Raw genomic sequence first — 14,039 nt, forward strand, 5'->3', positions numbered from 1 at the left:
TGGCGTTTATGTTGTCTTTATGCTTCTGCGGCGACTATTTCCTTACCGTCGTAGTAATTGCAATTCGGGCATACTCTGTGAGGAAGCTTAGGCTCGTGGCACTTAGGACAAATTGATAATCCGGGTGCTGCCATCTTCATATTAGGAGATCTTCTCTTGTCTCTTCTCGCTTTTGATGTTTTCCGCTTTGGAACTGCCATTATTCTACACCTCCTTCTGCTCGTGAAATCTATAAAAGTTATGTTGTTCCATACAAACTAACTTCTAAATTATATATGCCGTCAAGAATCTTGTCAACCTTTATTTTACATGTCCATATTTAACGAGGCTGAAGGTATCTCTTGCGATCATTAATTCTTCATTGGTTGGCACCAATAAAATCTTTACTTTTGAGTCTTCTCTGCTGATGATGGTTTCCTTACCCTTGACTTTGTTTTTCACAAGGTCAAGCTTAATTCCAAGGTTTCCAAGCTCGCTGCAGATCAGATCTCTGATGTTGATATCGTTTTCACCTACGCCTGCTGTAAATACGATGGCATCTACGCCGTTCATTTCAGCAATATAAGCACCGATATAGAATCTTACCTTATGTGCGAAAACTTTTAATGCTAATGCAGCTCTTTCATTTCCGGCTGCAACGGCATCCTCAAGATCTCTGAAGTCGCTGCTGACACCGGAGATACCCAGTACACCAGATTTCTTATTGAGGATGTTTGTGGATTCACCTGCAGGAAGATTTTCCTTCTGTCTGATATAGGATACGATAGCAGGGTCGATATCTCCGGATCTGGTTCCCATTACGAGGCCTTCCAGAGGGGTAAAGCCCATGCTGGTATCGATGGATTTTCCTCTTTTGATTGCTGTAACGCTGGCACCGTTTCCAAGGTGGCAGGTGATGATCTTAAGATCTTCAATATTTACGCCAAGGATGTCTGCTGTTCTCTCTGAAACATACTTATGGCTGGTTCCGTGGAAGCCGTATCTTCTGATCTTGTACTTATCATAATACTCATAAGGAATCGCATAGATATAGGATTCCGGCGGCATTGTCTGGTGGAACGCTGTATCGAATACGCCAACCATCGGGGTACTCGGCATAAGTTCCTGACAAGCAGCGATACCCAGAAGATTCGGCGGGTTGTGGAGCGGAGCTAATTCAACGCATTCTTCCAGTGCTTTGATGACATCATCATTGATCACCACTGAGCTGGAATATTTTTCTCCTGCGTGAACAACACGATGTCCCACTGCTCCGATTTCGTCCATTGAGCTAATAACACCGTGCTCTGCGTCAATCAAAGCTTCCAAAACGTGTGCAATGGCCTCTTTATGACTTGCCATCGGCGTTGTCAGCTTAAATTTGTCCATCCCGATCTTTTCGTGGGATAAGATGGAACCTTCAATTCCGATTCTTTCCACTAATCCCTTTGCTAAAAGTGTTTCGGTTGTCATATCAAGAACCTGATATTTCAGTGATGAACTTCCGCAGTTAATTACTAATACTTTCATTCAAAAATCCTCCAATAATTTAATCAACTCTTATAATTATAGACCAAACTTATATTTTTTCAAGCCGATTTGACAAATCTTGCGTTAAACAATATTTTAACAAACTTTTTAAGGCAAATGATGATAGGGCTTCATGACATAATCAGAACGGCTGTAGGTTTCCCCACAGACTGCCAGATGATAGATGTCAGAAGCCAATATGTCAAATTTCAGGAGCTGCCATTCCCTTGCATCTTTGTCAAGCTCGCGATTGATGTTGGTCAGGATTGGTATCGTATTTCGTTCCTCTTTTTTGATCTTTTTAATCAAGGTGGCCCCCTTTTTGCTGAACGCTAAAACTCTGGCGTAATTAATTTGGCCGCTGATAATTTTCTCAAAACTATGCTTGTCCAAATGTACCAGGGTATGGGTCAGCAGTCTTTGAATTCTCGTTGCGGTATATCGTTTTGATAAAACTCCACTCAGAAAAGATTCGGGGTCCTTTGACTGGACAGCCGCCTTTTTCAATTTGTTTTCCAAGCCTTCCGTTGCTGAAAGAACCGATCCCAGCACCGAGGCTTCCGTGGTCAGTATGCGATAGATCAGAAGCTGATAAAACAGTCTAAATCCTGGATTTACAGGGAGCTTGCTGCTCTGGAGTACGTCCAGAGACGGCTTTGGTATAAACTTTGAAACTGCGTCGATGTCTGCTGATTGTCCAAGTATATGCCTAACCGCTGTGGCACTTGCGATCTCTTCAAAGGTTTCTTTGTCATGATAGCCTGTCCCATACCGTGTCACTGTGATAGGCTCTATGGAACTATTTCTTATATTTAGCTGCTTTAAATATTCTACTGCAAGAATATTGTTTGAATTTTTTAGTACTTCGGCTCTTGTTTCTCCGATACAGCGCTTCACCGATTCATAGCGGGCTTTCGGAAAAGAGATGCCCTGATCAGAAAATGCCTTGATCCCCGCCTTCAATTCTTCCGTTTCACAGGTCAGAAACGCTGCGGTTTCTCTCAGAAGAGCCAGATCCCCTGATTCACTGCCAAAGGACAGATGCGTAACGCAGCCCAGTCGGTCCAAAAGATCCACTGCCCCTGCGGCAAAAAATTCGGCATTATTCGAAGCAAAAGCGAAAGGAAGTTCCAAGACAAGGTCAATTCCGTTTGCAGCCGCCATGGAGGCACGAAGCCATTTGTCAGCCATGGCAGGTTCCCCTCGCTGCGTAAAATCGCCGCTCATCACGCATACGGTATAGTCTGGATTCAGCATCCGTTTTGACTCCTGCAGATGATAAAGGTGTCCGTTATGGAATGGATTATATTCTGCTATGATTCCTAATACCCTCATGAACGATCCTCCGTCTTATGCTGCTTATAGTTTTTAAAAATACTGTCTGCAAATATTGTGATGAGAAACAGGATTACAATCATTATAACCATTTTGGTGGAAAATAACAATTGAGAAAAGAACCCCAGACTGCTTACAATCTCTTCTCTTCCAAAGGCTCCTGTAGTGATGGCTTCGCTGCCCAGCACCAATGGTCCGATGAGCCATGCGATAAGTGCGGCAAGCATACCGTGAGAAAGCTTTGAAAATAGATAAAAGCCCGGACCAATGCGAAGTCCCGAAAGCATACTCATGGACTGAGCATAGACGGAAATCCCTCCGAAGGAGATTAAAAAGGTACATAGGATGCTTTGATACAGCAAAGTGATCTGGCTGCTTCTAGCGATTCCGCTGCACCCCACTGTCATTTCTAAAAGTCCCTTCAAAATCCCTTTGCCGTAATCGCTGGAAATCACGTTTAATACACCGGAAAATTGAATAAATTCCGTAATCATCATGAAAAGCACAATATATCCACAGATTATTCCCAGCGCGCGAAATGAAGAAAGCAAGGAATCAGTAAACAGATCCAAGATGCTGCCCTTTGGAAGAACCATCCGATCCAGATTTCTTTTTACGGAATGATTTTTAACCGGTGAGATAATCCGATATAGAATTCCGTTCAGCAGTGCGCCGGCATAATGAGACAAAGCAATAACCGCTCCGGCTGCGGGAGAACCCAGCATCCCCGCTCCAACAGCTCCCAGCATGAAAAGCGGACCCGAGGTGCTGCAAAAGGTCAGCATACTCTTTGCTTCATCCAAGGTCACGGACCTGCTTCTGCCAAAATCTCCGATGAGCTTGGCACCCATTGGATAGCCCGATGTGATGCTGACAGAAAAAACAAAGGCAGAGACCCCCGGTGCACCGAAGATCTTCTGAAAGGGCTTTTCGAAAATCCTTCCCATATAGGAGGGAAGACCCAGGGCTGTCATGAAATTTGCACAAATAAAAAAAGGCAGCAATGCGGGCAGCACGGAGCTTGCCCACAAGGAAATGCCTTTTTGAGCTGCATTCAAAGCGATGGCTGGAAACACCATCATAATAAGACAGCCGGTGCAAGCCAGAGCTCCGGCCAGTATGAAAATTGTCCTTCTACCTTTTAATCTGTTCATGTTCCATCATATTAATGCCGGAACATGAATATTCATAGTTCCTGTTGGAATTTAATCTCAAAATAAAGATGCAAAACCAAACAGTTCTTACTATATCTTTTCTTTCTTAATCGTTGCTTTCCATCTGCGCCCGATAGATCATTTCTTTGATTTCATTTCTGTTATCTGCGATGGTGCCGTTGACCTTTTCAAAGGTTGTCTGCAGATTACTGAACATATCGTGGAAATAGACGGAATTCAGTTGATCCATTTTATCCTGAAAGTTATACAGGATGCTGTCTATGTAATCAAAGGCGCCAAGCTTCATAGCCTTAACATTGGCTTCTGCAACGCGCATGATTTCATCTGCACGCATTTTGGCTTTTACTGTAATGTCGTCGTTTTCAATCAGTGCTTCCGCCTGAACCTTAGCATCCTTCAGAATGGTTTCATATTCACGTTTCGCCTCTTCCAGGATTCGTTGACGTTCGTCCTTGATCCACTGTGCCTGCTGTATTTCATCGGGCAGCTCCACACGAATTTCTTTTACGATTTCCAGGATCTCTTCTGCATCTACTAATATTTTCCCTGTAAGCGGAAAGCCAGAGCTTGTATCCACAATTTCTTCAATCTCATCCAATAGTTCTAAAACCTTCATTGAGTGAATCCCTCCCTTTATTTTCTATATTTTCGTTCCATGTAATCCAAAACATTATCCGGTACCAGGCCCTTAATATCCCCATTGAGCATGAATACCTCTTTTACGATACTTGAGCTGACAAATGAGTAATCAGGACAAGTCATCAGAAAAACCGTCTCCACGTCATTATTATATAGCCTTGCGTTCATCTGTGCCATCTGTATTTCATATTCGAAGTCCATGGTGGCTCGAAGACCTCGCAGAACTACGTCGATATTATTCTTTTTAACATAGTCAGCCAAAAGTCCGCTGAAATGATCGATTTCGATATTTTTTATATGGCTTGTGGCTTCTCTGATCAGATCCGTCCGCTCTTCTACTGTGAAGAAGGGCGTTTTTGACATATTTTCGATCACGCCTACGATCAGATGATCTCCAAGCTTTGCCCCCCTGTTGATCAGATCTAGATGGCCATTGGTGATGGGATCAAAGGAGCCTGCGTAGAGAACTTTTTTTATCATTTCTTTTTTTCCTCCAAATCTAAGGAAGGACTGATTGAATGAAAAGCAGCACATCGTTTCATGGCGTGATGGGCTTTTGGTTTAATCAGCATTTCCTAATGCATAAATACTAATTACTATGGTTCCGTATTTTTTTTCCTTTATCTTCGTAAATCCCAGGAGCTTGTCCTCCATAGGTGTTTTTATCCCGTGTTCCGCAACGATGATGCCGTCCTCTGAAAGAAGTGAGCGTTCTGCGATCAGCTCCAGACAATGTTCTAAAAGTCCTTTTCCATAGGGCGGGTCCAAAAAAATCAAGTCTGCTTTTTCAGGGATCTTTCTAAGCACATATTCATAATCCCCAAGGATTGCAACGGTCCTGTCTTCCTGTTTACAATAAGCGATGTTCTGACGAGTCAGCTCCATGCTGGATCTTGACTTATCACCAAAATAGCAGCGTTCTGCCCCCCGGCTCAATGCTTCCAGTCCCAGGTTGCCCGTTCCCGAAAACAAATCAATGACCACCGCATCCTCCAAATAAGGAGCGATCATACTAAAAATTGATTCTTTCACCTTGTCGGTGGTCGGTCTGATGTTACTGTCTTTTGGAGTGAACAGTCTTCTGCCCTTCAATTCTCCAGCGATAATGCGCAATACTGCTGCCTCCTTTTTAATCCATAAAATAATTGCGATTACAGCAATTATTTTACCATAAGATTATCCAAAAGCAAATTTTTATCTTTTAGATGTTTAAATTTTCGACATTTTGGAACATTTTGTCGATTTTCCTTTTAAAACTCAAATGAGCCTCGTTCTGCAGCAAAGGATCCTCTGATAGGATTTTCTCCGCTTCTTCTCGTACTGTTTTAAGGATCTTTATATGTTTTACCAGATCTGCAAGCTTCAGTTCAGGGACGCCATGCTGTCTCATTCCAAAAAACTCTCCGGGACCTCTGAGTTCAAGATCTTTCTCTGCGATCAAAAATCCGTCATTTGTTGCTTTCATGATTTCAGACCTGGCCTCTGCCACTTTGGAGCCTCCGTCGGAAATCAGAATGCAATAGGATTGCTCCTCGCCCCTTCCAACTCTGCCCCTAAGCTGATGGAGCTGGGCAAGGCCGAACCGCTCAGAGTTTTCTACAAGCATGATGGTGGCATTTGGTACATTGATCCCGACCTCAATAACAACCGTTGAAATCAGGATTTGTATTTCTCCCGCATAAAATTCCTGCATGATGCGATCTTTATCTGCCTGTTTCATAGCTCCATGTAAGAACGCAACAGAGAAATCGAAAAAGCGGTTTTTCAGTTCATCATAAAGCCCCAGTGCCGACCTTGCATCCAACGTCTCGGAATCTTCGATCAGCGGTGCAACCACATAAGCCTGACGCCCCTTTTTCACTTCCCTTCTCACAAATTCGTATGAGGCTTCCCGTCCGTTTGCTTTTACAGCGCGGGTTATGATCTGCTGCCTTCCCGGCGGCATTTCATCAATGATGGAAATATCCAGATCGCCATATAAGATTACTGCCAGCGTTCTGGGAATGGGCGTTGCCGTCATAACCAGAACATCCGGGTTCTGGCCTTTCTTTGTGAGAACAGCGCGCTGATTTACGCCGAAACGATGCTGCTCGTCGGTGATCACAAGACCAAGATTTGAGAAGGTTACTCCCGGCTGGATCACGGCATGTGTTCCGATGATGAGATCTAGTGCACCTGATTCAATTTGCTCAAGGACTGCCTTTTTTTCTTTTGCTGCGAGACTTCCGGATAAAAATCCTACTTTGAGACCAAAAACTGAAAACATCGATTTCAGCCCATCAAAGTGCTGCCTGGCCAAAAGCTCGGTGGGTGCCATTAAAACGGCCTGAAAGCCGCATTTGGCGGCTTTAAACATGGCCGCAGCGGCTATCACGGTCTTTCCAGAGCCCACATCACCCTGAACCAGTCGGTTCATCACCTTGTTCGATTCCATGTCGCTGTTGATTTCCGCCAGTACTCTGCTCTGTGCACCGGTCAATTGATAGGGTAGTGTGGCTAGAAATTCGTCCACTTTTGCTTGTGGCGAAAAAAAGATTCCTGTCTTTCCTGCCGTCATCCGGTTGCGTATCATCAGCAGACCGGTTTGAAGGAAAAGAAGTTCATCAAAAATAAGCCTGTATTTTGCTTCCATGAGCCGCTTTTTATCCTGAGGAAAATGAATATTCTCTACAGCATGACGAATCCCGCAGAGTCGGTTCTGGGCGAGTGTGTTTTCCGGAAGATATTCTTCCATCTCAGAGAGCTGCTTTTGTGCCTCCCTCTGCCATTTTCTCATTTCACTCTGAGTAATTCCTCCTGCCAGCGGATAGATGGGTAAAATTCCCTGCTCACTGCTGTCTTCACTTTTTGACACATCAGGATGCAGCATTTGTATTCTTCCCATATTGTCGGAAACCTTGCCGTAAAATAAATATTCCTCATCCTTTTTTAAGGTTTTTTCCAGATATGCTGCATGAAAAAAAACAACCTCCATTGCACCGGTCTCGTCCTGAACCAAAAGCTTTAAGGTTTGTTTTCTGGGAAACCTGACCTTCCCTTTTACGATAAGGATCAGCTTTCCTTTTACCAATGCAAGATCCCCGTCCTGCAGGGACGATATCTTTCTCAGATCCCGCCGATCCTCATAATCCCTGGGATAATAAAACAGAAAATCCTCCAAGGTGTCTATATTCAGTTTATTCAATGCAACGGACTTTTTCGGTCCAATGCCTTTTATCGAAGTTGCTTTACTGTGTAAATCCATTCCGAATCCTCGGTTCTCCTCTTTACTTTATCCTTTGACCTCAATATTTCTTCGGGCGGTTTGCTTTGAGACCATGCCCGTTACCACCACTGCGACGCTGTTCACCTCAAGACCGGTAATCTCTTCCGTATTTTTTTTGACCGTTGAGATGAGCTGCTCCGTTACACGGTTGATGCTCGTTCCAAATCGAATCAGAATATAAAAACGAATATCCAGACCGTTTTTTCCCAGATTAATTTCCATATAGCTGATATCGTCGGCTACGCCGATTTTTGCCGCAAAACCGGCCACTCGACCTCTATGATTAGAAATCAGAACTTTTCCGCCAAATTGTTCCACAGCCTTGGCAATAATTTTCCCAACAACATTTTTATCGATGGAAATGCTGCCATCCCTGGCTTCCACTTTATAAAGCAACAGTGATACCCCCTTCTGCTGTAGTTGAGCTGATTTTAAGTTTATCACATTCTGTATGAAATGAAAAATAATTTTTGCACGATCGCGTATTTGCAAACATACAATGGATATGGGTGGTATGCATTGAGAAGAAATACGGTAGTGATCAGATTGATAGGAGTTGTTATGGCGATCGCGGGCGCGGTCATTATCATACATGCCGTCCCGGCTATTGTCTGGTATGTGCTGCTGATCCTTCTCGTCCTGATCTTTGTGTTTCTTCTGTTGAATGCATGACCCCCTTGTGGTATAAATTAGCGGCATCGGCTGATTCACCGCGACTATGCGTAGAATTTTTACTGCCGGTGCAGGATTGGGATGTGATCACGATGTTCAGAGATTTCAGGAGATTTTTATGCTGCGGAAGAAGGCCGGGGGAAATAGAATTATTCGGACTGCTTTTGTTTGTGATCGGCATAGTAACAATATGTGCGTTTTTTCTGCCCTCGAAGCTATGGCTGATCATAATGGGCTGTCTGATGATCTTCTGCGGCTTCAAGCTGTTTAACTGCTGATTGCCCTGCCAAAGGGAAATAGGCTATCAAACAAATTTTCATACAAAAACATATAAAAAGGGGGGATCTCCAAATGATTTTCAATAAAATCAAAGAGAACCCCCCTTCTTCTTTTTATGGTAAGACTGTGGAAGCACGTAATCAATCAGCGTTTTGCTAAACAGAAATGACAAAATCCGATTGTTTTAAGAACCTATTCTGCTCTGTTTCTTTCAGACTCAAGTGGTATTTCCAGCTCGTCTTTTAGCCTTGCAAGGACTGTTTTTACTAAATTTTCAATATAACCCGGTTCTTCCATACTACCGAAGAAGTCGATATCCGGCAAACCGCCTTCAACAATTTCTATTTCTCCTGTAGCACTACAAAGCTCGAAAAGCTTCGGCGCATCCTCGGTTTTCAGCACTCCTTTGATAAATAAGTCAAATGCGGCATCATAATATCTTCGTGGATCGTCAGAAGCATTTAATCCAGTCTCAATTGCCGTCAAATCCTCCTTTGTCAATCTAGGGACTGAAACCTTACTTTGCGCTGCATCGTTCTCCTTCTGTTGTTCTTCTATTCTAAAAAATGTCGAAGTTTGCTCTGCTTCATATAAGCTTTTTATATCCGTGTCTTGATCGGATTGAGAAGCCAATACGCTTTCTGCCTCTTTTCTTCGATCCAGCGTACTCGGCGTGTAATGCTTCTGTTTTTCTGTGTTCCTGGTGCTGTAAGTATTCACAAAATTAGAATTCGCTCCAATGCCTGTAATCATAAATTTCCTCCATATATCATGACCTACGATTGAGATTGTCTTGTGCGCTTCGATCAGTACGCCTACAAAATAAAAGTCTTTATTTAGGTACAGTGTAAACCCATACATCCACCAAGCTTTTCCATTCTCCATTTGACTTTTGATAGTTTATGCCTTGATAAGAACCATTATTAGCCCATTGACCATTCACAGGATATGTTGTAACTGTGAGCGTGTAAATACCGTCAGGCGCTTTATAAGCGGAATTCTTGCCGTTATCTTGAATGAAATATTGAATGGTATCAGAATCTAACTGGTATGTAGCACGAAGCCTATAATGAGACCATGTTTTTCCTACTGAATTAAAAGTACTAATCCACTTATTATATTGAGAGTTTGTTGGATATACATCTACCCGGGACCACGCACCGCTGGGCCACAACTGTGACGTATACTTATCTGACCAGTAGTAATAAGACCCACCTTCATAATAGGCTGGGTACGCATAAACAGCAGTAACTCCCAATGCAGATGTTGCCATAATTTGAGCATTGCTGCTTAGCTCAGTTTCTTTAAACGGGTCATTCCCATTTTCATCAGTAATTGTATAAACCGCATTACCAATCCTCACACCTTTTGTAAAATCGGCATCAGGAGAACCTACTGTTGGGTAATCTTCAAGTGATTCAACAACTAAATCACCTGTACTGGTATCCATAGCGGGTGTGTCTGCAAAGACACCCAAAGGGAATGTCGCTGTTATAAACAATGCAAAAACTAACAGCAATAAAGTTTTCTTTTTCATATCTTGATCCTTTCTGTAATCGAAACACCCCTTTTAGTTATCGTGTTTCATCTAATGATGTTTAATTTACTTCTACTTTAAGTCTATTAAGGTAATTTGTCAACTTATTATAAATATTTTACATATTTACTGTAATGTTGCATACTCCTGCTAACTGCTGCGAATTTTTCAATTATAATGTATTAGGGAACCATCTTTGATTGATGGTCACCCCAACATTTATTATAGAACCAAAAAAACGAAAATCCCATCATTGGCAAGCCGCCTGGTGATGGGATTTGTCTACAATTTAAAACCTGCACCGGTGGTGCAGGTTTTTGTACTGTTTCGATTCGTCTTGTTCGTCAATGTATCATTACCGAACAATGCACTTCTATTTCCTTAATTGAGGATAATTCATACTCAATTAAAATGGAAATAAGTATTAGATAGCGCGGTTGATTTTGTTGCTACGAATGCAACGAGTGCATACGTTCTTTCTTGAAACTGTTCCGTTTACATCAACTTTAACAGTCTGAATGTTTGCATTCCACTTTCTTCTTGTATGTCTGTTGGAATGGGAAACGTTATTTCCAGAAACTTGACCCTTACCACATATTTCACACTTTCTTGACATCTGCCGCACCTCCTTCTATATTGCAATGCTTTTTTAAGCAAACAAATTTTTACATCAAACAAGGGGTATTATACCATATACAATTCCTCTTGTAAAACACTTTTTTGATCAAGCATAAAACTTCACCAAAACACTATTTTCGGTAATCAGCCATTTTAAGAAAACGCTGATTTCTGCTTCCGCGAAACTCTAGTGTCAGATCCCGCTCTTCCAGAATAAAAGGACCGTCCACAAGAGAATCAATCACATCCAAAAGCTTCTCGATGTATTTGTCTTGCTCTGCTAATTTCGTTAACTCTTCAAAAGTATACCCGGAATAAGCGAGAATATCAAGTCCTCTATTTTTTATTTCTACACCAAGTTCGTAGAAACCTTGTGCCTGACTGAAGGGCTCGCCCCCTGAAAAGGTCACGCCGGACAGCAGCGGATTTTTATCGACTTCAGCAAGAATCCTGCTCAAATCACAATCATAGCCTCCCTTAAAATCATGGGTGGATTCATTATGACAGCCCTCGCAATGATGGGGACAGCCCTGTGCAAAGATCACAAACCGAATCCCAGGCCCATCAACGATGGATTCTCTCACAACTCCGGCAATCCGCAGCTTTATATTACTGTCTGTCATATTGTTTCAAATCCACATTCAATATTATGCTTCACTCTTTGGTGTTCTTCTGCTTTTTTTGCATTGTTGAATCTGTCTACAGTTCCCACCAGATACCCGGTAATCCTTCTGATCCGCTCAAAGCCAATATCGCCCTGATCTTCTGTTCTGGAACACTTAGGGCACTGATTATCGATGATCCCCGTATAACCGCAGATGGGATCTCTATCTACAGGGTGATTGATGGAACCATATCCGATCCCGCTTTCCTTCATGCAGCGAACGATCCGTTCAAATGCATCAAGATTCTTAGTTGGATCTCCGTCAAGCTCAACATAGGTGATATGCCCTGCATTGGTAAGCTTGTGATACGGCGCTTCGATCTTGATCTTATCAAAGGCGGAAATATTGTGATGAACCGGAATGTGGAAGGAGTTGGTATAGTATTCTCTGTCTGTTACACCTTCTATCGTTCCATATTTCTCCCGGTCTATTCTCACGAATCTCCCTGACAGGCCTTCGGCAGGTGTTGCAATCAAAGTATAGTTAAAACCGGTCTTTGCCGATTCCTCATCCATTCTCTTTCTCATATAGCCGACGATTTCCATGCCGAGGTTTCTTGCTTCATTGGTTTCACCGTGGTGACTGCCTACAAGCGCTTTGAGACACTCCGCAAGGCCGATAAAGCCCATGGTCAGTGTGCCGTGCTTTAAGACCTCAGCGATGCTGTCATTCGGTCCAAGCTTGTCCGAATCCATCCAAATTCCCTGCCCCATAAGGAAAGGATAATTTTTTACTTTCTTCGTTGCCTGAATTTTATACCGCTCCATCAGCTGATCAACTACCAGTGTAATCTTGCGATCCAGATCTTCAAAGAAGATATCCAGATTTCCATTGGCTTTGATGGCCAGCCTTGGAAGATTGATGGACGTAAAGCTCAGATTGCCTCTGCCTCCAACCGTCTGCCTGGATGGATCATTTACATTTGCGATGACCCTGGTACGGCAGCCCATATAAGCTACTTCCGTATCATGATTATTGGGCTTGTAAAACTGCAGATTAAAAGGAGCATCCAGGAATGAGAAGTTCGGGAATAGTCTCTTTGCGGAAACTCTGCAGGCTAGCTGAAATAAATCATAATTGGGATCACCGGGATTGTAGCTGATTCCTTCCTTGACTTTGAAAATATGGATCGGGAAAATGGCCGTTTCCCCGTTTCCCAGACCCGCTTCCGTAGCCATCAAGACACTTTCCGTAATAAGACGACCTTCTGGGCTTGTATCAGTTCCGTAATTGATGGAGCTGAAGGGAATCTGTGCTCCCGCTCTGGAGTGCATCGTGTTCAAGTTATGTACAAAGGCTTCCATGGCCTGATAGGTAGCCCGTTTGATTTCTTTCTGAGCATAGGTTTTTGCAACCTGCTGAACCTTTTTTATTTGATCCTGTGTCAAAAACTCTTTCAGATATTTCGCTTCTTTTTTTCCGTAATCGTTGCTGTCTGCCATATTCGGTTCCAGTCCGTGCTCCTTGAATACCAGCGCACCGATTTCTTTTGCCTTGGCAACGCCATCGGCGGTATCGCACAGGATGTCCATGCTTTTTCCAAGATTGCCCCAATAGAGCTTTTTATAGGTCTTTTTTACACCGCTGGCCATGCCATAATCAAAGTTTGGAACACTCTGTCCTCCGTGTTGATCATTCTGGTTGGACTGAATTGCAATGCAGGCAAGTGCTGCGTAGCTCTGGATATCATTGGGTTCTCTTAAAAATCCGTGACCGGTAGAAAATCCGCCTTGAAACAGTTTTTCCAGATCGATCTGACAACATGTTGTCGTCAGAGTCAAAAAATCCAGATCATGGATATGGATATCTCCTTCCCGATGGGCCTTAGAATGTTCGGGATGTAAAACAAACATTTCATAAAACTGCTTTGCGCCTTCCGATCCGTATTTCAGCATCGTACCCATGGCTGTATCGCCGTCGATATTGGCATTCTCTCTCTTGATATCGTTATCTTGAGCCTCTTTAAAGGTGAGATCTTCATACACCTTCATCAGGCGGGTATTCATTTCTCTGATTCTTGTCCGTTCTGCACGGTAAAGAATATATTCTTTGGCTGTACGGGCATGTCCATGTTCGATCAGAACTTTTTCCACTGCATCCTGAACCTGTTCAACCGTTGGGCAGCCGTCTCTTAATTGACCCTGCAACAGATATTCCTCAACTCTTTGAGCAAGATCAAGCGACATCTCATGATCTTTCCCGCCCAAAACTGCTGCGGCTTTATAAATCGCATTTGCGATTTTATCGATGTTAAAATCGGTACAACGTCCGTCTCTTTTAATAATTTGATTGATTTTCTCCACTGTTATGTACCTCCGTTATGCAATTCCAAACCATATTACTTG

The 14,039-nt window shown here is 43.0% G+C and carries 14 protein-coding genes; all 14 read right to left on the reverse strand.

The window, feature by feature from the left end; translation table 11 throughout:
- Positions 1-17 precede the first annotated feature (17 nt).
- Positions 18-200 carry a 50S ribosomal protein L32 gene (gene rpmF / locus FRZ06_05255; GenBank protein ID QOX62794.1) on the reverse strand — a complete coding sequence of 61 codons (183 nt, stop codon included), beginning with the start codon at positions 198-200 and terminating at the stop codon, positions 18-20.
- Between the two features lie 100 nt (positions 201-300).
- Positions 301-1,509 (reverse strand): acetate kinase, encoded by a 1,209-nt coding sequence (locus tag FRZ06_05260; GenBank protein ID QOX62795.1) that lies wholly within the window; start codon positions 1,507-1,509, stop codon positions 301-303.
- A gap of 108 nt (positions 1,510-1,617) precedes the next feature.
- Positions 1,618-2,844 carry a nucleotidyltransferase gene (locus tag FRZ06_05265; GenBank protein QOX62796.1) on the reverse strand — a complete coding sequence of 409 codons (1,227 nt, stop codon included), beginning with the start codon at positions 2,842-2,844 and terminating at the stop codon, positions 1,618-1,620.
- Positions 2,841-3,998: a hypothetical protein gene (locus FRZ06_05270; protein ID QOX62797.1), complete on the reverse strand. Its 1,158-nt coding sequence runs from the start codon at positions 3,996-3,998 to the stop codon at positions 2,841-2,843. The genes FRZ06_05265 and FRZ06_05270 overlap by 4 nt, the downstream gene beginning before the upstream one ends.
- A gap of 106 nt (positions 3,999-4,104) precedes the next feature.
- Complete coding sequence (locus tag FRZ06_05275) at positions 4,105-4,635, reverse strand: ATP synthase F0 subunit B (protein QOX62798.1); 531 nt, start codon at positions 4,633-4,635, stop codon at positions 4,105-4,107.
- Positions 4,636-4,652: 17 nt separating this feature from the next.
- Positions 4,653-5,138: a pantetheine-phosphate adenylyltransferase gene (gene coaD, locus FRZ06_05280; protein QOX62799.1), complete on the reverse strand. Its 486-nt coding sequence runs from the start codon at positions 5,136-5,138 to the stop codon at positions 4,653-4,655.
- Positions 5,139-5,219: 81 nt separating this feature from the next.
- Positions 5,220-5,792, reverse strand: a complete 573-nt coding sequence (gene rsmD, locus FRZ06_05285; protein ID QOX62800.1) for a 16S rRNA (guanine(966)-N(2))-methyltransferase RsmD — start codon at positions 5,790-5,792, stop codon at positions 5,220-5,222.
- 67 nt (positions 5,793-5,859) lie between these two features.
- Positions 5,860-7,902 carry an ATP-dependent DNA helicase RecG gene (gene recG, locus FRZ06_05290; protein QOX62801.1) on the reverse strand — a complete coding sequence of 681 codons (2,043 nt, stop codon included), beginning with the start codon at positions 7,900-7,902 and terminating at the stop codon, positions 5,860-5,862.
- 27 nt (positions 7,903-7,929) lie between these two features.
- Positions 7,930-8,622, reverse strand: coding sequence for an Asp23/Gls24 family envelope stress response protein (locus FRZ06_05295; protein QOX62802.1), 693 nt, complete (start codon positions 8,620-8,622; stop codon positions 7,930-7,932).
- A 444-nt stretch (positions 8,623-9,066) separates the two neighbouring features.
- Complete coding sequence (locus tag FRZ06_05300) at positions 9,067-9,627, reverse strand: hypothetical protein (protein ID QOX62803.1); 561 nt, start codon at positions 9,625-9,627, stop codon at positions 9,067-9,069.
- A gap of 79 nt (positions 9,628-9,706) precedes the next feature.
- Positions 9,707-10,411 carry a hypothetical protein gene (locus FRZ06_05305; protein ID QOX62804.1) on the reverse strand — a complete coding sequence of 235 codons (705 nt, stop codon included), beginning with the start codon at positions 10,409-10,411 and terminating at the stop codon, positions 9,707-9,709.
- A gap of 424 nt (positions 10,412-10,835) precedes the next feature.
- Positions 10,836-11,027, reverse strand: a complete 192-nt coding sequence (gene rpmB / locus FRZ06_05310) for a 50S ribosomal protein L28 (GenBank protein QOX62805.1) — start codon at positions 11,025-11,027, stop codon at positions 10,836-10,838.
- Between the two features lie 133 nt (positions 11,028-11,160).
- On the reverse strand, positions 11,161-11,652 hold the full coding sequence (nrdG, locus tag FRZ06_05315) for an anaerobic ribonucleoside-triphosphate reductase activating protein (protein QOX62806.1): 492 nt from the start codon (positions 11,650-11,652) through the stop codon (positions 11,161-11,163).
- Positions 11,649-13,988, reverse strand: coding sequence for an anaerobic ribonucleoside triphosphate reductase (locus FRZ06_05320; protein ID QOX65839.1), 2,340 nt, complete (start codon positions 13,986-13,988; stop codon positions 11,649-11,651). The genes nrdG and FRZ06_05320 overlap by 4 nt, the downstream gene beginning before the upstream one ends.
- Between the last annotated feature and the right edge of the window lie 51 nt (positions 13,989-14,039).

The sequence above is a fragment of the Clostridiales bacterium genome (assembly GCA_015243575.1).
Taxonomy (GTDB): Bacteria; Bacillota; Clostridia; order Peptostreptococcales; family Anaerovoracaceae; genus Anoxybacterium; species Anoxybacterium hadale.

Coding starts and splice junctions, on each gene's coding strand:
- FRZ06_05275 (QOX62798.1), bottom strand. CDS start 4,635: ATGAAGGTTTTAGAACTATTGGATGAGATTGAAGAAATTGTGGATACA.
- FRZ06_05260 (QOX62795.1), bottom strand. CDS start 1,509: ATGAAAGTATTAGTAATTAACTGCGGAAGTTCATCACTGAAATATCAG.
- coaD (QOX62799.1), bottom strand. CDS start 5,138: ATGATAAAAAAAGTTCTCTACGCAGGCTCCTTTGATCCCATCACCAAT.
- nrdG (QOX62806.1), bottom strand. CDS start 11,652: ATGACAGACAGTAATATAAAGCTGCGGATTGCCGGAGTTGTGAGAGAA.
- rpmB (QOX62805.1), bottom strand. CDS start 11,027: ATGTCAAGAAAGTGTGAAATATGTGGTAAGGGTCAAGTTTCTGGAAAT.
- FRZ06_05295 (QOX62802.1), bottom strand. CDS start 8,622: ATGCCGCTAATTTATACCACAAGGGGGTCATGCATTCAACAGAAGAAA.
- FRZ06_05265 (QOX62796.1), bottom strand. CDS start 2,844: ATGAGGGTATTAGGAATCATAGCAGAATATAATCCATTCCATAACGGA.
- recG (QOX62801.1), bottom strand. CDS start 7,902: ATGGATTTACACAGTAAAGCAACTTCGATAAAAGGCATTGGACCGAAA.
- FRZ06_05270 (QOX62797.1), bottom strand. CDS start 3,998: ATGAACAGATTAAAAGGTAGAAGGACAATTTTCATACTGGCCGGAGCT.
- FRZ06_05300 (QOX62803.1), bottom strand. CDS start 9,627: ATGATTACAGGCATTGGAGCGAATTCTAATTTTGTGAATACTTACAGC.
- FRZ06_05305 (QOX62804.1), bottom strand. CDS start 10,411: ATGAAAAAGAAAACTTTATTGCTGTTAGTTTTTGCATTGTTTATAACA.
- rpmF (QOX62794.1), bottom strand. CDS start 200: ATGGCAGTTCCAAAGCGGAAAACATCAAAAGCGAGAAGAGACAAGAGA.